This window comes from Glutamicibacter sp., assembly GCF_050701915.1.
Classification (GTDB): Bacteria; Actinomycetota; Actinomycetes; order Actinomycetales; family Micrococcaceae; genus Glutamicibacter.
On the sequence record NZ_JBOGEG010000014.1, the window covers coordinates 1 to 21,988 of the forward strand.

At 60.2% G+C, this 21,988-nt stretch carries 21 protein-coding genes; 10 read left to right on the top strand and 11 right to left on the bottom strand.

Annotated elements, in window-relative coordinates; all coding sequences use genetic code 11:
• Positions 1-84 precede the first annotated feature (84 nt).
• Entirely contained in the window at positions 85-879 is a 795-nt protein-coding gene (locus tag ACRDT3_RS09975; RefSeq protein ID WP_431492837.1) for a hypothetical protein, read from the bottom strand.
• Positions 876-1,799: an ATP-binding cassette domain-containing protein gene (locus ACRDT3_RS09980; RefSeq protein WP_431492838.1), complete on the bottom strand. Its 924-nt coding sequence runs from the start codon at positions 1,797-1,799 to the stop codon at positions 876-878. Before ACRDT3_RS09980 ends, ACRDT3_RS09975 begins: the two co-directional genes overlap by 4 nt.
• A 140-nt stretch (positions 1,800-1,939) precedes the next feature.
• Between ACRDT3_RS09980 and ACRDT3_RS09985 the strand changes: the two genes are divergently transcribed.
• Positions 1,940-3,289: a sensor histidine kinase gene (locus tag ACRDT3_RS09985; RefSeq protein ID WP_431492839.1), complete on the top strand. Its 1,350-nt coding sequence runs from the start codon at positions 1,940-1,942 to the stop codon at positions 3,287-3,289.
• 15 nt (positions 3,290-3,304) lie between these two features.
• Positions 3,305-3,973 (top strand): response regulator, encoded by a 669-nt coding sequence (locus ACRDT3_RS09990; RefSeq protein ID WP_431492840.1) that lies wholly within the window; start codon positions 3,305-3,307, stop codon positions 3,971-3,973.
• A gap of 94 nt (positions 3,974-4,067) precedes the next feature.
• On the opposite strand, the gene ACRDT3_RS09995 is transcribed toward ACRDT3_RS09990, so the two are convergent.
• The gene (locus ACRDT3_RS09995; protein ID WP_431492841.1) at positions 4,068-4,472 is read right to left on the bottom strand and encodes a hypothetical protein; all 405 of its coding nucleotides are present in this window, start codon (positions 4,470-4,472) and stop codon (positions 4,068-4,070) included.
• 236 nt (positions 4,473-4,708) lie between these two features.
• Here ACRDT3_RS09995 and ACRDT3_RS10000 point away from each other — a divergent pair, with 236 nt between their 5' ends.
• The 4 genes from ACRDT3_RS10000 to ACRDT3_RS10015 all read left to right on the top strand — a co-directional run bounded on the left by ACRDT3_RS10000 (position 4,709) and on the right by ACRDT3_RS10015 (position 7,795).
• Positions 4,709-5,842 (top strand): LLM class flavin-dependent oxidoreductase, encoded by a 1,134-nt coding sequence (locus ACRDT3_RS10000; protein WP_431492842.1) that lies wholly within the window; start codon positions 4,709-4,711, stop codon positions 5,840-5,842.
• A complete protein-coding gene (locus ACRDT3_RS10005; protein WP_431492843.1) occupies positions 5,826-6,284 on the top strand; it encodes a MarR family winged helix-turn-helix transcriptional regulator in 459 nt (152 codons plus the stop codon). Before ACRDT3_RS10000 ends, ACRDT3_RS10005 begins: the two co-directional genes overlap by 17 nt.
• A gap of 124 nt (positions 6,285-6,408) precedes the next feature.
• Complete coding sequence (locus ACRDT3_RS10010) at positions 6,409-7,092, top strand: hypothetical protein (protein WP_431492844.1); 684 nt, start codon at positions 6,409-6,411, stop codon at positions 7,090-7,092.
• A 109-nt stretch (positions 7,093-7,201) separates the two neighbouring features.
• Positions 7,202-7,795 (top strand): dihydrofolate reductase family protein, encoded by a 594-nt coding sequence (locus ACRDT3_RS10015; RefSeq protein ID WP_431492845.1) that lies wholly within the window; start codon positions 7,202-7,204, stop codon positions 7,793-7,795.
• A 13-nt stretch (positions 7,796-7,808) separates the two neighbouring features.
• Here ACRDT3_RS10015 and ACRDT3_RS10020 read toward each other — a convergent pair whose 3' ends face one another.
• Complete coding sequence (locus ACRDT3_RS10020) at positions 7,809-8,285, bottom strand: SRPBCC domain-containing protein (protein WP_431492846.1); 477 nt, start codon at positions 8,283-8,285, stop codon at positions 7,809-7,811.
• A 69-nt stretch (positions 8,286-8,354) separates the two neighbouring features.
• The gene (locus ACRDT3_RS10025; protein ID WP_431492847.1) at positions 8,355-8,864 is read right to left on the bottom strand and encodes a GNAT family N-acetyltransferase; all 510 of its coding nucleotides are present in this window, start codon (positions 8,862-8,864) and stop codon (positions 8,355-8,357) included.
• A 450-nt stretch (positions 8,865-9,314) separates the two neighbouring features.
• Here ACRDT3_RS10025 and ACRDT3_RS10030 point away from each other — a divergent pair, with 450 nt between their 5' ends.
• Both ACRDT3_RS10030 and ACRDT3_RS10035 read left to right on the top strand, forming a co-directional pair.
• Complete coding sequence (locus ACRDT3_RS10030; RefSeq protein WP_431492848.1) at positions 9,315-10,742, top strand: D-alanyl-D-alanine carboxypeptidase family protein; 1,428 nt, start codon at positions 9,315-9,317, stop codon at positions 10,740-10,742.
• A gap of 300 nt (positions 10,743-11,042) precedes the next feature.
• The gene (locus ACRDT3_RS10035; protein WP_431492849.1) at positions 11,043-12,218 is read left to right on the top strand and encodes a hypothetical protein; all 1,176 of its coding nucleotides are present in this window, start codon (positions 11,043-11,045) and stop codon (positions 12,216-12,218) included.
• Positions 12,219-12,384: 166 nt separating this feature from the next.
• On the opposite strand, the gene ACRDT3_RS10040 is transcribed toward ACRDT3_RS10035, so the two are convergent.
• Genes ACRDT3_RS10040 through ACRDT3_RS10060 form a run of 5 tightly spaced genes read right to left on the bottom strand, consistent with a single transcriptional unit; the run spans position 12,385 to position 18,088 of the window.
• Complete coding sequence (locus ACRDT3_RS10040; RefSeq protein ID WP_431492850.1) at positions 12,385-13,527, bottom strand: cysteine desulfurase family protein; 1,143 nt, start codon at positions 13,525-13,527, stop codon at positions 12,385-12,387.
• Entirely contained in the window at positions 13,524-14,390 is an 867-nt protein-coding gene (nadC, locus tag ACRDT3_RS10045; protein WP_431492851.1) for a carboxylating nicotinate-nucleotide diphosphorylase, read from the bottom strand. The genes ACRDT3_RS10040 and nadC overlap by 4 nt, the downstream gene beginning before the upstream one ends.
• Entirely contained in the window at positions 14,387-16,030 is a 1,644-nt protein-coding gene (gene nadB / locus ACRDT3_RS10050; RefSeq protein WP_431492852.1) for an L-aspartate oxidase, read from the bottom strand. The genes nadC and nadB overlap by 4 nt, the downstream gene beginning before the upstream one ends.
• Positions 16,027-17,310: a quinolinate synthase NadA gene (gene nadA / locus ACRDT3_RS10055; protein ID WP_431492853.1), complete on the bottom strand. Its 1,284-nt coding sequence runs from the start codon at positions 17,308-17,310 to the stop codon at positions 16,027-16,029. The genes nadB and nadA overlap by 4 nt, the downstream gene beginning before the upstream one ends.
• A gap of 52 nt (positions 17,311-17,362) precedes the next feature.
• Positions 17,363-18,088: an NUDIX hydrolase gene (locus ACRDT3_RS10060; RefSeq protein WP_431492854.1), complete on the bottom strand. Its 726-nt coding sequence runs from the start codon at positions 18,086-18,088 to the stop codon at positions 17,363-17,365.
• A 116-nt stretch (positions 18,089-18,204) separates the two neighbouring features.
• On the opposite strand from ACRDT3_RS10060, the gene ACRDT3_RS10065 reads away from it, so the two are divergent.
• Positions 18,205-18,954 carry an alpha/beta fold hydrolase gene (locus tag ACRDT3_RS10065; protein ID WP_431492855.1) on the top strand — a complete coding sequence of 250 codons (750 nt, stop codon included), beginning with the start codon at positions 18,205-18,207 and terminating at the stop codon, positions 18,952-18,954.
• A 98-nt stretch (positions 18,955-19,052) separates the two neighbouring features.
• On the opposite strand, the gene ACRDT3_RS10070 is transcribed toward ACRDT3_RS10065, so the two are convergent.
• A complete protein-coding gene (locus ACRDT3_RS10070) occupies positions 19,053-19,832 on the bottom strand; it encodes a helix-turn-helix transcriptional regulator (RefSeq protein WP_431492856.1) in 780 nt (259 codons plus the stop codon).
• 85 nt (positions 19,833-19,917) lie between these two features.
• Here ACRDT3_RS10070 and ilvD point away from each other — a divergent pair, with 85 nt between their 5' ends.
• Positions 19,918-21,837 carry a dihydroxy-acid dehydratase gene (gene ilvD / locus ACRDT3_RS10075; protein ID WP_431492857.1) on the top strand — a complete coding sequence of 640 codons (1,920 nt, stop codon included), beginning with the start codon at positions 19,918-19,920 and terminating at the stop codon, positions 21,835-21,837.
• Positions 21,838-21,988 lie beyond the last annotated feature (151 nt).

Here is a 21,988-nt window from a genome sequence, read left to right on the forward strand (position 1 = left end):
GCGGGGTATCCGGCATAACGCCGGATACCCCGCTTCGCGCTGCCTGCGCGGCTGCGCTGGCAGGTCACCTTTCACCGGCCGCGTCTAGGCGTCGCGCCGTTTCAGCGCAACATATCCGGCTCCGAGCAGGGCCATGGCCCAGCTAACCAGCACCAGCAGCGCCGCCTGCGGCCCATAGGGTTCGGTGGCGCCGGTGGCCATGATTGTCGCCGCGTTGGTTGGCAGGTACTGGGCCAGCGTCTGCACCCACTGGAAGGGAATCAGCTGCAGGATCTGCGGCAGCCCGATCACCAGCATGATCGCCGAGACAATCGCCCCGGCCGAGTTCCGGCACAGCAGCCCGAGCCCGAGCACCATCAGGCTCAGCAGCGCCAGGTAGGTTCCGGCGCCCAGGCAGGCCGAAATCAGGTCGGAGAAGGCGAAGGCCCCGTACTGCCCCGCACTGAGCGCCGCGGGGATGGTGCCCAAGGAGATCATGGCCACCCCGGCAGCAAAACTGAGCCCGGACAGCAGCAGCGACTTCGCTGCCAGCAGCAGCCCGCGGCGTGGTACCGCTTGCAAGGAGGTGGTGATGGTCCCGCTGGAGTACTCGTTGGTGATGTGCAGGGCGGCTGCGGCGGCGAAGAACAGCTGGCCGAATTGCAGGGTAGCGAAGACCATCAGCGGGGCGGGCATCGTCGTGTCGAAGCCATTGTCCCCGCTGGCTTTCGCGCTGGCGCCAAGCAGCCACCCGAAGGCGATGGTCAGCGCGATTCCCGAGGCATAGAGCCAGAGCAGCGAACGCAGCCCGAAGAATTTAGTGGCTTCGGCGCGGGCAGCCCCCACCAGCTCTGCGCCCAGGTATCCGGATGCGGATTCATTGATCTGCAGCGTGCTCATTTGCTTCCCGCTCCCCCTGCTAATTCGGCGGAGTATTCCACCGTGTCATGCGTCAATTGGTTGTAGGCGTTTTCCAGCGATCCGTGGGCAACGCTCAGTTCATGCAGCTCGATGCCATGGGCGAAGGCCAGCGCACCGATGTTTTCCAGCGGCATGCCGAGGACCTCCAGCCGGTCCCCGGCGGCGTTCAGCTCGATGCCCGGTTGCCGCAGGAGTCCGGCGAGCGCGGCGAGCTGCGGCGAGCGCACCGTGATGACCTGCTGAGTGAATTGCCTGATCAGCTCCCCGGTGGGCGCTTGGGCGATCAGCTCCCCGCGGCCTACCAGGATCAGCTGGTCCGCCACCTGCTGCACCTCGCTCATCAGGTGGCTGGAGACGAAGACGGTCCCGCCGCAATCTGCCCGGGTGCGCATCAGCTGCCGGATCCAGCCGATGCCCTCGGCGTCCAATCCGTTCATCGGCTCGTCCAGGACCAGGATTTCCGGGTCGCCCAGCAACGCCGCGGCGATGCCCAGGCGCTGGCGCATGCCCAGGGAGAACCCGCCGATGCGCTTGGCGGCCACGGACTGCAGCCCGACTTCCGCCAGCACCTCATCTACCCGGGATGCCGGGATCCGGTTGCTTTGCGCCAGGGCCTTGAGGAAGGTGCGCGGGGTGTGCCCCGGATGCCCCGCCGTGCCGGAAATGTGCGCTCCTACAACATGCAGCGGGTAGCGCAGCTGCGCGTAGGGAACCGAATTGACCAGTGCCTGCCCGCTGCTTGGCGCGTCCAGTCCGAGGATCATGCGCATGGTGGTCGATTTGCCGGCCCCGTTGGGTCCGAGGAATCCGGTCACCTGCCCGGGCTCTATGGTTGCGGTAAGCGCATTGACTGCGCGGGTGGCGCCGAAGTCCTTGCTCAGTGCTTGAAGTGCGATCATGGTGTGCTCCTTTGGTTCTGTTCTCCACCCTAGGATTCGCCCAGGCCGCCGCGCACCGGCCGGAAGTCTGCAAACTCGCGGCCCCGAACCCCTACCTTGGTCGGTGTCTGGCTGCGGCGAATCTGCGTAGCATGTTGTCCATGACTACCTCGTGGAAGCAGCCGGTCCTGTTGCTGTTGCTGGCCCTCTGCGCCTATCTGGTCCCCATCTCCACGAACGGGGCCTGGGTTGTGCTCGCTCCCCTGGCCGCGGCCTTCAGCTACCTGGCTGGACGGCATGTTTCCTCGCTGGCCCACGGATTGCTGGCCCTCGGGGCAGGGACGCTGGCCTCCGGGGTGACGCTGGCGCTGTCCTCCCACCTGAGCCTGCTGACGTTCGCGCTGAATATCCTCACCGGCCTGGTGCTTTTTGCGCTGCTGCCCTGGTGGGCCGGCCGGGCGCGGCGCAATGCGGTGCTGTTCCGCAGCCAGGAGCGCCAGCATCTGGTGGTGCAAGCCGAGCTGCGCGAACGGGCGCGGATTGCCGAAGCCATGCATGATCAGCTGGGCCACGATCTGGCGTTGCTGGCGCTGTCCACCGGCGGGCTGCAGGTATCCCTGGAAAAGGGCACGGAAGCCTACGCGCAGGCGGCGCGGATCCGCGAGCAGGCCGATGAGTCCATAGAGCATCTGCACCAGATCATCGGGGTGCTGCACGAGGACGGCGAACAAGCGCCGCTGGGTCCGGCAGGGTCATCGCTGGAGCAGCTGGTCGAGCAGGCCCGAGCCAAGGGCATGAAGATCAATTTCACCCGGCATGGCCCCTCGCCCCAGGCCCCCGGATCCATCCGGTGGGCCGCGGTGCTGCACCAGGTAGCCCAGGAGGCGTTAACCAATGCGGCAAAGTACGCGCCGCACGCCGAGGTGGACCTCGAGCTCGATACGCACTCGGAGCATGCGGTGCTGAGGATTTCCAATCCGCTGCATGGGCCCCTGCCTCCCAGCCGGCCCGGGGCCACCGGGATTGCGTCGCTGCGCGGCACCCTCGAAGCCGCCGGAGGGACGCTGGAGGTGCACCGCACCAAGGAGCGTTTCGAACTGCGCGCTTCCATTGCCCAAACATCCCCGCAGCCGGCGCCTGCCGGGGTGCGCTCGCAGGTGAAGCGCACGAGCACCTCGATGCTGGTGCTACTGCCGGTCCTCGCCGTCACGGTGATTGCCGCGTCCCTGCTGCTGTTGCAGCATGCCACCTACCAGGCCACCGCGCTGCATCCGTCGGACTACCAGAAGCTCTTGGTGGGCATGGACTCAAGCGAGGTTGCTACGCTGGTCCGCGCCCCGGGCCTGGATGAGCCGCTTCCCGTGATCGACGAGCCGGCGCCACCTAGGGATGCGCAGTGCCGCTACTATGCGGCGCGGACCGGCCTGCTGGATCTGGGCAGCGAGATGTTCCGCCTGTGCTTCACCGATGACGTGCTGGTTTCCACCGACCACCTCTACCCCGCCGCCTAGCCAAAGGAACTGCAGATGAGCATGGATACACCCGTCAGCGTGCTGCTGGTGGATGACGATGCACTGATCCGCGCCGGGCTGCGCGCGATCCTGTCCAGCGACCCGGGCATCTCGATTATCGGCGAAGCGGAGAACGGGGTGCGCGCCATCGAACTGGCCGCGCGCCTGGACCCATCGGTGATCCTCATGGATATCCGCATGCCGCAGCTCGATGGACTGGGCGCCATGGAAGCGATCCTGGGCCGGGCCCCGGAGGCCAAGGTGCTGGTCCTGACCACCTTCGGCGAGGAGGAATACATCGACCGGGCCATGTCCAACGGAGCCTGCGGATTCATGCTCAAGAGCTCGGGGCCCGAGGAACTGCTCGGCGCCATCCATGCGGTGGCCGAGGGCGCCGCGGCGCTCTCCCCGCGCATTGCCCGGCGGGTGATCGACAAGGTGCGCGGGATCGATACCGCCTCGCTGGCCCGCGCCCGGTCCCTGGTCCAGGCCTTGACCGTACGCGAACGCGAAGTCCTGGCGCTGGTGGGTGCGAGCCTGACCAATGCGGAGATCGCCGCCCGGCTGCTGCTCACCGAGGCGACGGTCAAGGGGCATATGACCGCAATCCTGCTCAAGCTCGGTGCGCGCAACCGCGTGGATGCCGCCCTGATCGCCTATCGCGCAGGGATTGTTGCGGTCTAGGTAATCGTCTTCAGCACAGCCACTGACAATTATCGACGAAATATAGCCCGGAACACTAACCTCGAATTCACGCCGGTGACCCCTTATCAACCAATTACGCTTCTGAACCTAAGTCCACTGCTGGATAAGCTGAAATATTTGCCAGGAATAATCCAGACACAATGTGAGGGTTACTGTTACTGCCGAGCAGCTCAATCAGGACCGAGTCATCATCGCATTCCAAAACTAAAAACTGATCATCTACTTCAAACTTCAAACCATTATCATCACAGGCCCCAGTGCGCACCACGAAAGTTCTAACTTGCCCTTCGTTGCGCATCGATCTTGATTTGAACTTTTCTTTCAGAATATCGATGCGATCTTTCACCGCGGGACCGCTCGCAACACCGGCAGCATAAAGAGCAGTGGCCGCACCAATTGCCATCATCCCCGCCTTCTTGGGCCCTCCAACTCCTTTGACGAACGTAACTATCATTTGATAACCACCTAAATTACTCATGACGTTCCCCATTCCCGAGTCTCTGAATGAGCCTACCAACAGACGCGCTTTACAAATTGACTAGTGAAACAAATCTATCTTCAGCATGCGCACCAAGTGGAGAACAGTATTGGCGGCAGGTGACAGGCAGCACGCTCCACCTCCGGGAATATTTGACGCATCAACTTGTTATTACATGCATACGCATATAAATTAGAGGTAAGCGCACAGCGGATCTCGACAATTCAGGAGTGGACATGCAATTCGGAGTATTCTCAGTCAGCGACATCACCCGCGACCCAACCACCGGCCGCATCCCGACCGAAAAAGAGCGCATCGACGCATCGGTAGCGATCGCCAAGAAGGTCGAAGAAATCGGCATGGATGTCTACGCCATCGGCGAGCACCACAACCGCCCGTTCTTCTCTTCTTCCCCTACCACCACGTTGGCCTACATTGCCGCCCAGACCGAGCGCATCATCCTTTCCACCACGACCACGCTGATCACCACCAATGACCCGGTGAAGATCGCCGAGGACTTCGCCATGCTCCAGCACCTGGCAGATGGCCGCGTGGACCTGGTCCTGGGCCGCGGCAACACCGGCCCGGTCTACCCATGGTTCGGCAAGAACATGCAGGACTCGGTCAACCTGACCGTGGAGAACTACCACCTGCTGCGCCGCCTGTGGGATGAGGACGTGGTGAACTGGGAAGGCAAATTCCGCACCCCGCTGCAGAACTTCACCTCGACCCCGCGCCCGCTCGATGACGTGGCACCGTTCGTCTGGCACGGTTCGATCCGCACCCCGCAGGTAGCGGAAATCGCCGCCTACTACGGTGACGGCTTCTTCGCCAACAACATCTTCTGGCCAAAGGAGCACTACCAGCAGCTGATCAACCTGTACCGCGAACGCTACGAGCACTATGGGCACGGGCGCGCAGACCAGGCAGTAGTTGGCCTTGGCGGCCAGTTCTACATGGCCAAGGATTCCCAGCAGGCAGTCAAGGAATTCCGCCCGTACTTCGATAACGCCCCGGTCTACGGCCATGGCCCGTCGCTGGAAGACTTCACCTCCCAGACACCGCTAACCGTTGGCTCGCCGCAGCAGGTGCTGGAGAAGACGCTGTCCTTCCAAGAGTACTTCGGCAGCTACCAGCGCCAGCTGTTCCTCATCGACCATGCCGGCCTTCCGCTGAAGACCGTGCTGAACCAGCTGGACATGTTCGGCGAGTACGTGCTGCCTGAACTGCGCAAGGAAATGGATTCCCGTGCACCGAAGGACCTCACCCCGGCGCCTACCCATGCGGGATTGGTTGCTGCTCGCAACGCTAAACTAGAAGCTGAGCAAGCAAACACCAAGGAGCCTGTAGCAAGTGACCGGGACCAGTAATCCAGCAGCCTCATTGAAGGTCACCACCGATGCCTGGGAAGCGCTTTTCCGGGCACAGGTGGCGGTCATGCGCCAGATCACGGCAATGCCGGAGTTCGGCAAGCTGTCCATGCGCGAGTACGACGTGCTGTTCAACTTGCGCACCTGCCCCGGCGGCAAGAGCCGGATGGTAGACCTGAACAAGCAATTGCTGATTTCGCAGCCCAGCCTCAGCCGCATGGTCACCCGCTTGGAAGACCAGGGACTGGTAGTTCGTGAAGCCGACCCGGATGACCACCGTGCCATGCAGCTCTCGCTGACCGAGGCAGGCCGCAAGCTCCAGCAGGAAATCGGCAGGGAGCACGTCAAGCATCTGCACAATTTGCTGGGCACCGCACTGACCGAAGAAGAATTCCATGAATTGGAACGCTTGAGCACCAAACTGCGTGAAGCGGTGCAGTAGCGTTTGCGCCCAGCCTGGAAGGACATGCCCTAGGGCAGCTCCTTCCGGGCTCTCGGGCATTCCATGGGATTAAATTGAGTCAGCATCAACTGTTCAATCACGGCGCACAGAAGGCAGAACACTTTTGAAGGACGAAAAGCTATTCAGCTTGGAAGAAGCTGCCAGCACCCTTGGGGTAGAAACCAAGGAGTTGCGCAGCTACCTGCGCCAGCATCGTCCCAAGGGCGCCATCCAGAAGCCGCCTCAGCCAGGTGGCAATTGGCATGTCTCTGCCTCATTGCAGACCCAGATTCAGTTCGCCGGCGCGCCGGGACTGGAAATTGCCCTCACGCCCATAGATGACCAGGTCATCGATTCCCTGGATTGGTCACCGTGGGAATCCTTTGAAGCCACGGCCGAATCGGCGCCAGTGGCTCCGGGCGTCTACATGTTCCGGCGTGCTGGTGCCGGGGAGAATGAGCCAATCTACGTGGGCCAGGCTGGCGAACGCAGCGGCAAGGGCCTTCGCGGAAGACTGAAGATCTATTCCAGCGGCAAGGGCGCAACCTCCGGCATGGGCAAGTACGCTTTTGACGAAGGACTAGCAGATCCGCAGTGGCTACGGGACCTGGCAGTTGAAGCGGAACGCGGTGAATCCCGGTCGATCCAGCAAGTGGCACGCCTGGCCATTGACCGCTTGAACCTTGAAGGACGGTGGGTGACCTGCATACATCGCAAGGCGGCCTTGCTCCTGGAAGCCGCATTGATCAGGAAATACCACTCTTCGCTGTGGAATATTGCCGGCGTGCCAAAAGATGCGGAGAACTAGGCATCCCGCTGCATTTTCCCGGGAATGGGCTTGATTCTGCCTCCGGGCAGGTTCATTGTAGGAGTAGCCACTCTCCCACCGGTATGTAGTTTGAATCGAGGCATTTGCCATGGGCTCGGTAGTTTGCGATGTCACCGTCTCCCTGGACGGATTCTGCGCTGGACCCAATCAGAGCATGCAGAATCCACTGGGCGAGGGAGCCGAAGCCCTGCACCGCTGGCAGCTTGAGCGCCTCGAAGAGAACCAGGCGGAAATTTCCGCGATTACCCAGGCATCGGCTTTCATCATGGGCAGCAAGATGTTCGGCCCTCCGGCCGGAGAGGAAGACGCCGACTGGATCGGGTGGTGGGGAGAAAACCCTCCGTACCATGCCCCGGTCTTCGTGCTCAGCCATCACCCAAAGCCGATGCTCTGCCTGGAAGGCGGGACCAGCTTCCAATTCATCCCCGATGGGATCGAGGAAGCCCTCGCCGAGGCCCAGGAAGCGGCGGGAGAGCATCCAGTGGCCATCGCTGGCGGGGCAAACACGATTGTGCAGTTCTTGCGATCAGGCCTCATTGACGAACTAAGGCTGCATATCGCGCCCATCCGCCTTGGACAGGGTGAGCCCATCACCATTGAAGATATAGAAACGCATATGGACCGCGTTTCACGTCGCGAAACGACTCTCGCCACGCACGTCTACTACCAGCGCCGCCGCTAGCTGCCGATCCAGGTTATTTGTAGAACCCCTCGCGAAGATTGATCCCGTATTCCAGCCAAGCCTTCATTGCGGCCAGCATTCCGGTCCAGCCCTCGCAATTCCCAAAGGCGGCCTTGGCCCCTTCGGAGGTCCCCACCCAGCTAGCCTCGCTGATGGTCACCTTGGTTCGGGTGCTGTCTTCCAAGGAAGCAAATTCGAATGTCACGGTATTCATGCCGTCTGCAGCGGTGGATTGCTGACCGCCCCATTGGAAGACAATGCGCTTTGGCTCTTCTACTTCCAAGATCTTGACAGGGAAAGGGCCGGGGAAATCATGGAAGTCCCAGGTCACGGTTGCACCATTTTCCAGGTGCCCTTCAGCTCCCCCGGTGGTGAAGTAATGCGAAAGCTGTTCTGGATCAGCCACAGCTTCATATACCTGCCTGATCGATTTGGAAATGATTCCCGAAACGGAGAAAGACAGTTCGCGAAGCTCTTCATGTGGTTCCATAAGACAGGTCTACGCCCGAAGACCACTAGTGACAATAGATATGGGAAAATTCCCAGCGAAAATTAGTGCTTAAACACCAAACGGCTTGGCATAACGGTAGGTGCCGCGCGGCAGGCAGCTATCGTCGAACACGCGCACCATGAAGTGCTCGCCCCACGAAGTGCGCGTAGGCCGGATACCGCGAGCTTGCGCAGTTTCGTAGCCGAAGCGGCGGTAATAGCCAGGGGCGCCCAGCAGGACAATACCGCTGATGCTTTCTTGCTCGGCCTTGTCGTGAATTTCTTGCATCAGGATCGACCCGACACCTCGGTGCTGGTATTCCGGAGCAACAGCTAGCGGGCCAAGTCCCAGCAGGGGTTCCCCGTTGACTTCGCCCCATGTAGCGATGACGTGCCCTATGACCGTTGCGTCGTCCAGGGCAACGATTGAGAAGCGGTTATCGTACTGGTCGCAATCGAATAGACGCTGCAGCAGTCCGACTTCCTCAGGCTCAACCATCGGATCGATGCCGGAGAACGCAGCATGCGTTATTGCATACACCGCAGCTCGGTCATCGAAGACTTCTGGACGGATACGCATGCACGCAAACCTACCAAATCTCGCCGAGCTAGAAAAATTGAACCCTCGCGTTCTTCCACCAACTGGACTCCCTGCGCAGGGCATTTCCCTTGCTGCTGAACAGGCGATTGCGTTTTCTTGCAAGCATGGTTCGGCCAGCACTTCCCAAGGCCGCGTTCCTTCTGGCACGACCTGTCCAACCGGAATACCCAGTTGCCAATATTCCGTGGCCATTGCTCCGGGAAACTTCTCGCTTCCTCAGGCGGGAGGGCGTTTCTTCATTTCCGGGCCGCCAGTTGCCGCTGCTTGCAGGCGCCTGCTGCCAAGCGAGGATCTGCCCCACTAGCTGCTTCAAAAAATGGGCCCAATTAGCCCATTCCTTCTCTAACGTTTGCAGTAACGTCTTGAACGAGTCATGGATAGATGATGGAATGATGGTCGCATCGCTTGTCACCTCTATCGGAGAGTTCCATGAAACTGCCTCGGGCGTTCAAGACTTCAATGGCTGCCATCCTGTCGGCCGCACTGTTTGCAACCGTGCTTCCGGCAACCCCGGCTCTAGCCACAGCTCCTGTTCCAGCGACTGCAACGGTCCAGGCACAGGCACTCGCAGTCGATAGCGGACTGCAGATTGCCGCTAGGAAAATCCAGCGCAATCCGGGCAAGAACGACGTCTTCGTCAACAAGAAGTACCCGCTGAGCCCCGTAAAGTACGCGCCGAAGACGGTAGCGGTCAAGGGCACCAACGTCCGGCTGAAGTCCTCGGCGGCCAAGGCCTACAGCAAGATGGCCAAGGCAGCAGCGAAGGACGGTGTCAAGATCCGCGCTGTTAGCGGTTACCGTTCGTACAACCGCCAGGCTGAGCTGTTCAACTACTACACCCGCATCTATGGCAAGAGCTACGCTTCGCGCATCTCCGCGGTACCTGGCACCAGCGAGCACCAGACTGGCTTGGCCATTGACGTTGGAAACGCCAACGGCGCTTGCGGATTGCAGGCCTGCTTCGCCAACACTCCTGTGGGCAAGTGGGTCGGCAAGAACGCGCACAAGTACGGCTTCATCATGCGCTACCAGAAGGGCCAGGAATCCGTCACTGGCTATTCCTACGAGCCATGGCACTTCCGCTACCTGGGTACCTCGTTGGCCAAGAGCGTCAAGAATTCCGGCGCCAAGAGCCTCGAAGCCTACTACGGGGTCTCGGGCAAGAAGGCCAAGAGCACTCCTAAGCAGTCCAAGGGCACTGCCCGGACCACTGCGAATCTGAATATGCGCACCGGGGCAGGCACCGGCAATCGCGTGTTGCTGACCATCCCGAATGGCAAGAGCGTTCAGCTGACAGGATCCAAGAAGTCCGGCTGGTACCAGGTTCGCTACAGCTCGAAAACCGGTTGGGTTTCAGGCAAGTACTTGAAGAACATCTCGATGCCGGCTGCACCGAAGAAGGATGCAAAGAAGAGCGCACCTCAGAAGAGCACCAGCAACGCCAAGTCTGCGAAGACCACCGCGAACTTGAACATGCGTGCCGGGGTAGGCACCAGCCACCGCGTCGTGCTGACTATTCCGAATGGCAAGAAGGTCGCCATTCGCGGCGCCAAGAAGTCCGGCTGGTACCCGGTGAAGTATGCAGGAAAGAATGGCTGGGTCTCAGGCACCTACCTGAGCAGCTTCTCCTCCTCCGGGACTGCGCCGAAGACCACTAAGCCCAAGACCTCAAAGCCCTCCTCAAAGAAGACCATCGCGAACCTGAACATGCGCAGTGGTGCGGGAACGGGCAAGCGTGTCATCCTCACTATTCCCAAAGGAAAGACGGTGACTATCCGCGGCTCGAAGAAGTCCGGCTGGTACCCGGTGAAGTACGCGGGAAAGAACGGTTGGGTCTCCGGCTCGTATTTGCGCTAGCTCGTTGCACTACACCAACGCATCCGCAGATTGAGAGATAGACGATTCATTTTCGAATGAATCGTCTATCTCTCTTTTGCCGCTTTCTTGGACTGTGGTGCAGCAAAATCGCCCTTCAGTGCTGGCCGCCATCTGCGGTGGCAAACAACTGCAAGTTCGCTGATCGGCAATTCGCAGGTGGTCTCGCCGCTTCATGGTTCCTCTCGGATCCCGATTTCTGGCGCGTATTGGATAAGCTGTGAGCGACTCGCCTACACTTCGCGCCGCTGGTTTCCAGCACATACATTTGGGGGAAATAAATTGCATAAGAACACGAATGAGAAGCCTGATCTTGCCAGCCAGCAGGAGGCCGAACTAGGCACTGCGGATCCAAATGCTACGCAGTCTGGTCCAGAAGCAGACGAGACCCTTGCTAGCATGCTCAAGGATCAAAATGTGGATGCCGAGCAATTCGCTACCGTTTTCCTCAAGAAAGTTATCCGGCTCAGGGGTGTGAAAATCGATCGCGAGCACTTTCTCACTGCAGAGCTACACAAAAGGGGCTTGAGCCGCGAGCAGATCGAACAAGCAGTCTCGACCAACCCATCCGCAGCCGGCATCGGGCCAGCGATCCTTGACGATATTGCTTCCAATTCCATTGATTTCGAAACCCGCAAGTCCACTGCCTTGTCATTTGCCAGTGGATTGCCTGGCGGGTTCTTCATGTTCGGTACGATCCCAGCGGACATCACCCAGTTCTACATCCATGCATTCAGGGTCATGCAGAAGATCGCCTACACCTACGGCTGGCAATCCTTCCTGGACGACGTGGAACACATCGACGATGAGACCCTGGGCAAACTCGCTGGTTTCCTCGGCGTGATGATGGGAGTCAGCGGTGCTTCTACCACGGTCGGCCGGTTCGCTTCCCAGGTAGCCGGACCGGCTATCCAGAAGAATCTCGCGAAACAGGCTCTTACCAAAACAGCATGGTACGGTCCGATGAAACAAACGCTGAAGTTGATAGGCGTCAATGTCACCAAGCAGAGCTTCGCCAAGAGTGTCAGCAAGATTGTTCCCGTCGTTGGCGGGGTGGTCTCCGGAGGGCTGACTTTCGTCACGCTCAAGGTGCAGTCCAATAGGCTCAAGCAGCATCTACGCGAACTTCCGCCACCGCTGGTTGACGCGGCGGAGTACATGGCTGCGCTGCATGATTTGGACGCGGCTGAGCCTGAACACGGTTTGTCTACGACACTGTCCTCAGCAGGTGCATCTGCCCTCGACAAGGCACAAAAAGTGGCGGGTTCCGTGCGCGATAGCAACTTGGTGAAAGGCAGCCTGTCCGGGGCATCAGCTGGCGTATCCAAAGCGAAGAATCTCGGTTCTTCACTGGCCGGTGCCGCGAGCGGTCGAATTGCAGGATTGAAGCGAGCCGAACGCCACCGGGCTCTACCCGCAGATACCACTGGCGATCAGCCGGAGACAGACGACTGCTAATCAGGCGAACTCGAATATTTCCCCATTAGTTGGAACTCGCCATCGCAGCTTTTGGGGAATATTCCGTTCCCGACGTTCAAGGGCGCTGCCAAGTGTGCGGAGAACTCTCGGCATATTTGCCTCAGGCTCGCAAAATTAATCGAGCACGCCAAGGTTATCGAATTGGCTACCTCAAGAGCCCGGAGACGCAGGAAACTACAGCCGAGGCCACCTGGCTGATCTCATTTTCTTTCGCCGTTCGCGTGAACGACAGGCGGACAGCAGTATGGGCCAGTTCTTCTTCATAACCCATCGCGGTGAGTACCGCGGACGGATCGGTCGAGCCTGCTGCGCAAGCAGAACCCGAAGAGCATAGGACTCCCCTGCGGGCCAACTCAATCAGCACAGTTTCGCCGGCGGTCTTCGGGAAGACGAAAGAGACTATGCCGCCAACGCGATGTTCCGGATCCCCTGTCAGCTGGACGCTGCCCGGATGCTTGGCATTGAGTTCCTTGAGAATCCGTTCAATCAGGTACGGGCCAAAGCTTGCACCCAATCCCGCTTCGCGCTGTGCAGTCGCTGCCTGCAACGCCACGGCCACGCCGACGGCCGCCGCCGGGTTCTCCGTTCCCGAACGCATTCCGCCCTGCTGCCCGCCACCGTGCAGTAGCGGCACGAAGCGATGCCCGGCGGATAGGTACAACGCTCCGCTGCCCTTGAGGCTACCGATCTTGTGCCCGGAAATGCTCAATGCGTCCACCGCGGCGCACAACGGCTTGAGATCGATCCAGCCGGCGGCCTGCACGGCGTCCGTATGCATGATCGCCCCAGCGCTGCGGGCCAGTTGGGCAACCTGCACTACCGGTTGAATGGTGCCGACTTCATTGTTCACCGCCATCACCGAAACCACGGCAACAGCTGCATCGATCAGCTGACGGGCTGCATCCAGATCGACTAGCCCCGTGGCCGACACCGGGATAACGCGGTGTTCGAATCCGTGAAATTCAACAAGGTATTTGCAGGCTTGCAGCACCGCTGGATGCTCAATGGAGCTTGAGACCACCACACGTCCACGGGGGTTGGCCAAGGCCGCCCCGATCACGGCAGTGTTGGCTCCCTCGGTGCCACCGGAAGTGAAATAGACTTCCTCTGCTGCCACGCCCAACTGGCTAGCCAGCTGCGTTCTTGCCCAGTCGTTAGCCCGCTTGGCTTGCTGCCCGGCTTCGTGCAAAGATGCCGGATTACCGAAATCCTTGGTCAGCAACGGATTGAGCATGTCGAGAACGTCTTGGCGAGGTGGCGCGGTGGATGCGGCATCCATGTAGATCATGCAATAACCATATCCAGTCCAAGGTCAATTGCTTTCACCGAGTGCGTAATGGCACCCGAGGAAATGACATCAACACCGGCTTCAGCGACAGCCACGACTGTTGATGCGTTGATGTTTCCGCTGGCTTCTACTACTGCTTGCCCGTTGATCAGTTCAATGGCTGCGGGAATGTCAGCGGGATCAAAGTTATCCAGCATGATGATGTCCACTCCGGCGGCGAGCACTGGTGGAATCTGCGCAATGGAATCTACTTCAACTTCCATCGACGTGGTGTGTCCCAGCCGCGCGCGTACGGATTTCAGGGCCGCGGTAAGCTGCTCCCCGTCATCCAGCAAAGCCAGGTGGTTGTCCTTGGCCATGAAAGCATCCGATAGGTTGTCACGGTGGTTGACTCCTCCACCGCAACGGACTGCATAGCGTTCAAGGACGCGAAGTCCTGGCGTTGTTTTCCGTGTATCAACAATGCGGGCTTTGGTATGCGCAACCAGGCCGACGAGCTCAGCGGTCGCCGTAGCGATGGCACTCATGCGCTGCAAGAGATTGAGCCCCACGCGTTCAGCGGTCAGCAAGCTCGCCGCTGGCCCCGTGACCTTGAGCAAGCTATCACCGGCGGCAAACGTTTTTCCGTCGGCAATCAGCTGCTCTACCTCCAACTGCGCATCGACTAGCTGCATAGTCCGGGTGAATACTGCCCCTCCGGAGAGTACGCCTGGCTGGCGGGCCTGCACCACGGCGGTAGCTGACGCACCTTCGGGAACGATAGTAAGTGCGGTGATATCGCCGCGAGGATTGTCCTCGGCGAGCGCCAGCTCGATGATGCGGTCCATGGCAGCGCTTGGTACCGGATGGATCAAAGTGTTCACGCGTTCATTTCCTTGCTCAAAAGGTTCTCGTTGTCCAGCTCGCTTGGGTGCAGGGTCCAGCCATAGCGCACACCCTCATCTGACTGGCTGCTGGTGAATTCGGTTGAATCCAAGCGATGGTGTGCACCCAGGCTTTTTGTGCGTGCCATGGAACCTGCAGCGATGATCCTGGCAGTGATCCACAGATTGCGCAGTTCCGATTGCTCTCGCGCAGTGGCAGCTACAGGCGCGCTCGTCGCTAGCATCTGGGCCATTTCTTCGAGCTCCTCGCCGGTGCGATAGACACCAAGTTTGCTGCTGGCTGCCGTTTGCAGCTGTTCAAGATCCAGGGGTGCTTCCGGGGCAGGCTCGGAGATGTGCTGGATAGCCAGCGCATCGATATTGCAGCGAGCATCTGGTGGGTCGCTGATCAAGGCCAGGATGGCTTCTCGGGCAAAAATCATTGCTTCCAGCAAGGAGTTGCTGGCCAAGCGGTTGGCACCATGAACTGTCGTGTTGGCGCATTCGCCGGCCGCGTAGAGGCCTGGGACAGAGGTTCGTCCTGAGATGTCGGTGTGGATCCCGCCCATGAAGTAGTGCTGGGCCGCTACCACCGGAATCAGGTCATGAGCCATGTCCAGGCCGGAGCCGCCCGCGGTGCAATTCGCGAGCCGGGCGGTGATGGATGGGAAACGGCCTGCGAGGAATCCTGTGCCACGCGTTTCTTCCACGGCCCGCGCATCAAGGTAGACCTGGTGCCCGGCTTGGATCTGTTCATGGATGCCTCGGGCCACGACATCACGGGGTGCCAGCTCAGCATCCGGGTGAATTCCAAGCATGAAGCGCTGCCCGGCGTCATTGACCAAAATGGCACCTTCACCACGTACGGCTTCGGAAACCATCCCGGCTTCTGGATATCGGGCGGGGTCAACCAGCGTTGGATGGAACTGGATGAATTCGGCATCCGCGATGACAGCACCTGCCCGGGCGGCCAGTCCCAGGCCGTCGGCGGTTGCTCCTTGGGGATTGGTGGTCGCTGCGTACAACTGGCCCAGTCCACCGGTAGCCAGCAGGATCGCTTCTGCCAGGATCAGTTGTTCTGCCTCATTGCGCAGGTAGTGCACCCCTGAGAGTTTTCCATCATGCAGCTGGAGCTCGGTGGCAACTGCATCCTCGAAGATGCTGAGCTTGTTTGCAGTTTCCAGTTGTCGCACGGCACGAACCAAGGTTTGCACCAATGAAGCGCCGGTGGCATCCCCATTGATATGCAGAATACGGTGTGCGCTGTGCGCGGCTTCAAGGCCAAGCTGGTAGGAGCCGTCTGCATCGCGGTCAAAATCCACTGCATAGGATTCCAAAGCCTGCACTAGCTCTTCGCCTGAGGAACACAGGTGTTCCACCGGTTCCACGCCGCAGTGGCCCGCGCCAGCTTTGAGCGTATCGGCAACGTGTTTGGAAACAGAGTCGCCTTGGGCCATGGATGCTCCGGTAACAGCTGATAGCCCGCCCTGCGCGAGCTCGGAGTTCGAGTCCCCCAGTTTCCCTTTGGTCAGCAATACCGGCTGGATGCCCAGCTCTACGGCGTGCAAAGCTGCGCACAGTCCGGCCACACCGGAGCCGACGATCACCAGCTTCTTCGGTTCTTGTTGGACCTGGCTCATGGCTTGGCAGCTAGCATGCGCTCCAGGGCGATCTTTGCATCCCCTTGTTGTTCCTTCGGCACAGAAATCTGGTTGACCACTCGTCCGGCAACCAACTCTTCGAGCACCCAGGCAAGGTAGCCCGGGTGGATTCGGTACATGGTGGAGCATGGGCAGATCACTGGATCAAGGCAGAAGATGTTGTGCTGCGGGTACTGGGCAGCCAAGCGGTTGACCATATTGATTTCTGTGCCGATGGCAAAAGCAGTTGGCTCGGTAGCAGCGGCAATAGCCTTTTGGATGTAGTCGGTAGAGCCGGCTTCATCTGCCGCGTCCACAACTTCCATGGGACATTCCGGATGCACAATCACGCGCACGCCAGGGAAGTCCTCACGCGCCTTGGCGATCTGCGCGGGGTTGAAGCGCTTGTGCACGGAGCAGAAGCCGTGCCACAAAATGACCTTGGCATCGAGCAGCGTGTCGGCTTCGTTGCCGCCTAATTCCTTGCGCGGAGTCCACATCGGCATCTGATCCAGGGCAATGCCCATTGCCTTAGCGGTGTTGCGTCCAAGGTGCTGGTCCGGGAAAAACAGGACGCGGCGTCCTCGCTCGAAAGCCCACTCCAGAACAGTTGAAGCGTTGGAGGAGGTGCAGACCAGTCCGCCGTTGCGACCGACAAAGGCCTTGAGCTCTGCAGAGCAGTTCATGTAGGTCACGGGGATGACCGGCATCCGCCCGTCATCTGCTTCATCCGCATATAGGGCGGTGAGCTCTTCCCAGCACTTTTGCACGCTCGGACCGTCTGCCATGTCCGCCATGGAGCAACCTGCTGCAAGATTCGGAAGGATCACCGATTGGTCCTCGCGGCTGAGAATGTCTGCCGTTTCGGCCATGAAGTGCACACCGCAGAACACGATGGCTTCCGCCTTGTCGCGGGTCAATGCGGCGTTGGCCAGTTGGAAGGAGTCACCCACGAAATCCGCATATTTCACCACTTCATCGCGCTGGTAGAAGTGCCCGAGGATCACTGCCCTGTCCCCCAGGGTTTCTTTGGCAGCCATGATGCGAGTATCAAGCTCGGCGTCGCTAGCCTCCAGGTATTCCTCTGGGATGGAACCCTGCACCGGGTAACCAGCTGGAATCGAATCCTCTTGGGAGGCACCTGGCCCGTAGCCCGCAGGGGTGTCCCACGGGTTGGAGGCCAGATCGGTGGAGCAGGTGGATTCCGGAGCCAGCAGATTGAGCCGAGCGATGTTCTGGGCTACCGAGGCATTGGCGTTGTCAGTGATTTGGGTGCTCATGGGTTCGTCCGTTTCTTACAGGATGACGGTGAAAAAGTGTGGATGGTGATTGCTAGTCGTGCAGCGGGTCGACTTCCAACGGGTCTGGTCCGTGGCCCACGTAGCGGTATAGCCGTGGCGGCCGGTGCTGTCCGCCGGCCAGATATTCGTCGGTCTCCTCGATGGAGGCAGTGTTCTTGAGCGTTCGGCGGAAGTTCGCAGGATCCAGGCGGCGTCCGAGGATGGCTTCATAGACTCCGCGCAGGGCCGCCAGGGTGAAGCGTTCTCCTAGCAATCGATGCGCTATCTGCCCGTATTCGGTCTTGTTGCGCAGCCTCCACATGGCGTAGTCCAAGATCTTTCGGTGGTCGAAAGCCATCTGGGCAATCTGCGGATCATCGATGTCGAACCAGGCCACGTTGTCGTCTTGGACGGTGGCACCGACCTTGTCAGCGTTCAGCAGCGCAAAGTAGGCGATGGTGACTAGGCGGTGGGTTGGCGAGCGGTCGATATCTCCGAAGGTGTAGAGCTGTTCCAGGTAGGTGGGGCGTAGGCCTGTGGTTTCAGCGAGGTTGCGCCCGGCCGCTTGGCCGAGGGATTCCCGCGGATCAACTGGTCCGCCTGGCAGCGCCCACATTCCAGTGTGGGGTTGGCGAATGCGGCGTACCACTGGCAAGCAGAGTTTGTCCGGTCCGCCATCTTTGCCTTCACGGATTCCCAGGATCACAGTGGAAACTGCAAGAGCGGGCGGGAGGTTGCGGCGTTCGTCGACGTTCGCCCAACCTGGTACGGATGACATTTCTTAGTTGCCTCGTTTTCAGCACATTCGAATTCGTTAGAGTCATTCTGACATTAACACTCTTGACGCGCTAGCCCAGATCACATTTCGAGGGCGAATGGCCTATGATCAATGGCATGACATTGGATCTGAATCTTCGAGTGGTTCGTGCAAACGCTGAGGTGAAGAGCCCATCCGTGCTCTTCATCCACGGCTTCGCCTCATCCGGCGAACTGAATTGGGACCGCTCGCGTTGGCTGAAATATTTCACTGATGCAGGACGCGATGTCCTTCTGGTTGATTTGCCGGGCCACGGAGAAGATCCTCGCCGCAACGACGGCAGCTGGGCGCCAAGCCAGATTCGCCAGGCCCTGGCTGCCATCGTGATGGATCTGGACGATGGACCCGTAGATGTCATCGGCTACTCTTTGGGTTCCCGGCTGGCCTGGGAATTCGCCTCTTTCAATCCGGATTTAGTGAATCATTTGGTCATCGGGGGTCCAGGAGCCGGCGATCCGCTGGCCGCCTTTGAATTGGACCAGGCCCGCACCTACGTCGAGACGGGCGAAAAGATCCATGACGACTACACCGCCGCCATCATGCGGATAGCCGAGGCTGAACCGTCCAATGATCTATCGGCGCTCTTTGAGCTGATTGAAGCAATCAAATCCGAGCCATACGACCCGGCAGCCAAGGTGCCATCGGTTCCCACCATGCTGGTCGCCGGAGACCAGGATGATCTCGCGACTACCATGCCGCATTTGCGTCGCCTCCTGAAGGACGCAGGAACACGAAATGAAGTGCTGTGGCTGGCAGGACGCAATCACGCCAACGCGGTAACAAGCCACGAGTTCAAGGAAAAAGCTCTGGAGTTCCTTCAGTCCTAGCCGTTTTGCAAAAACCTTATCCTGCCCTCCGGGTTTCCCGTGGGGCAGTTTAGTTTTTAATTCACAGGATCAGGCTGGATCAGCACCGATGTCCACGGTTAAAGCGGCGTGTACATCAACAAGGTCAAATCCGAGGCTTCGGTAGGGGTCAGGTTGTGCTGCTCGTAGCGGGTCAGGCCTTTGGCGGGGTGCCGGAACACCCGTTCGCCAGTACGGAAACCTGCAACGTCCCGTTCATTCCAGATAGCAGCGAATTCCGGGGATGCCGCCGAGACCCGGGCAACGATGCCACTCTCCCCCGATGGGCTGAGCCATCCACGGGTTTCTGCACGGAAGCTCCCCACGAAACCACGGCTTTGCACTTCCCAATCCGGGAGCATCTCACGTAATTGCGCGTCGGTGAAAACCAGCCACAACAGGTTCCGATCTTCCCTGTCCAATGAACCGACCCGCGGATACAGCTCCTCGTAGGCCTGGTTCCACCCCAGGATGGTCCAGTCAGCGGAGAGCAGGAAGGCAGGGAACTGCAAAGCATCGAGCAAACGCTGCAGGGCTGGAGTCATGCCGCCGGTGCCAATGGGTTCAAGCTCGCCGTGCCCTGCCAGCGAAAACAGGTAGGAGGATTCCACCGGGGTTAGCCGGAACAGCCTCGCCAAGGACTGCAATACCTGGCGTGAAGGATTGATATCGCGAGCCTGCTCAAGCCAGGTGTACCAGGTAACAGAGACACCGGCCAAGGTGGCCACCTCCTCGCGGCGCAGGCCGCGCACCCGGCTGCGCCCGATCTCCGGCAGTCCGTGCGAAGACCTGTCGGCCCGGGCCCTGCGGTCCTTGAGGAATGCCGCGAGCTCTTCCCGGCGTCTTTGACTTGGATTCACTTGGCTGACCTCATTGCATGGTAGTAGTACTACTAGTATCGTCACCGTCTGGGTTTGACGGCAAATATATGGTGAGATTTTATGTATGACCACACTTCGTTCACACACTGTCACCCATGGCCGCAATATGGCCGGCGCTCGCGCACTGTTCCGCGCAGCCGGCGTGAACGGCGCTGACCTCGGGCGCAAGCCGATTATCGCTGTCTCCAACAGCTTCACCGAGTTCGTCCCAGGACACACCCACCTGCAGCCAGTGGGCCGCATCGTTTCTGATGCCATCACCGCCGCCGGCGGCATCCCCCGCGAATTCAACACCATCGCGGTGGATGACGGCATCGCCATGGGCCACGGCGGCATGCTCTACTCCCTGCCTTCCCGCGACCTGATTGCGGACTCCGTGGAGTACATGGTCAACGCCCACTGTGCCGACGCGCTGATCTGCATCTCCAACTGCGACAAGATCACCCCAGGCATGCTCATGGCCGCCCTGCGCCTGAACATCCCTACCGTCTTCGTTTCCGGTGGTCCGATGGAATCAGGCCGCGCCACCCTGGTTGATGGCACCGTGCGCACCTTGGACCTGGTTGACGCCATCTCCGAAGCAGTGAACGAGAACGTATCCGATGCAGACCTGCTGCGCATCGAAGAGTCGGCTTGCCCTACCTGCGGTTCCTGCTCGGGCATGTTCACCGCCAACTCGATGAACTGCCTGACCGAGGCAATGGGCTTGTCGCTGCCAGGCAACGGCTCCACCTTGGCCACCCACACGGCCCGCAAGGACCTGTATGAGAACGCAGGCAAGCTGGTAGTCGATATCGCCAACCGCTACTACGGCGAAGACGATGAGACGGTCCTGCCACGCAGCGTCGCCACCAAGAAGGCCTTCGGCAACGCCATGGCACTGGATATCGCCATGGGCGGTTCCACCAACACCATCTTGCACCTGCTGGCCGCAGCCCGCGAGGCCGGCGTGGACTTCGGCCTGGATGAGATTGATGAAGTATCCCGTCGCGTGCCATGCCTGGCCAAGGTTGCACCCAACGCTGCCGGCAACGGCACCACCTACTACATGGAAGACGTCCACCGCGCCGGTGGCATCCCGGCCATCCTCGGCGAATTGCGCCGTGGCGGCCTGCTGGATGAAACCGTCCACACCGTTCACTCGGCCACCTTGGGCGAATGGCTCGATGACTGGGATATCCGCAGCGGCAAGGCCAAGCAGGAATCCTTCGACCTGTGGCACGCAGCCCCGGGTGGCGTGCGCTCCTCCACCGCATTCTCGCAGTCCGAGAAGTGGGCGGCCCTGGACACCGATGATGCAGAAGGCTGCATCCACTCTGTAGAGCATGCCTACTCCAAGGACGGCGGCCTGGCCGTGCTGCGCGGCAACATTGCCGTTGACGGCGCAGTAGTCAAGACCGCGGGCGTTGACCCATCGATCTGGACCTTCTCCGGTCCAGCGGTGGTCTGCGAATCCCAGGACGAGGCCGTGGAAAAGATCCTGAACAAGCAGGTGAAGGAAGGCGACGTAGTGGTGATTCGCTACGAAGGGCCCAAGGGCGGTCCTGGCATGCAGGAAATGCTCTACCCTACTTCGTTCCTCAAGGGCCGCGGCTTGGGCAAGTCCTGCGCACTGATCACCGATGGCCGCTTCTCCGGCGGCACCTCGGGCCTGTCCATCGGGCATGTCTCCCCGGAGGCTGCTTCGGGCGGCATGATCGCCCTGGTGGAAGATGGCGATACCATCTCCATCGATATCCCGACCCGCGAGCTGACCCTGAACGTCTCGGACGAGGTTTTGGCCGAACGCCGCGAGCGCTTGATCGCCACCACCGGCTACCGTCCGAAGAGCCGCGAGCGCGTAGTCTCCCCTGCGCTGCGTGCCTACGCCGCCATGGCGTTGTCCGCGGACAAGGGCGCTGTACGCGACGTTGACCGCGTAGAGCAGGCCGTGCGGGAAGCTGATGAGCGTGCCGCTGCGGCCCAAAGCGCAGCCAAGATCTAGCCACAGGGCTTGAGTGCTGCAACAGACCCGGACCACTTATGCGAATAAGAGGTCCGGGTCTGTTCTGCTTCTGCCGCATTGCCCGCGAAGCAGCAGGGGTTCTGCCCCGCACGCCGAATGCCGGCCCTGCCCCGAAGGGCAGGACCGGCAT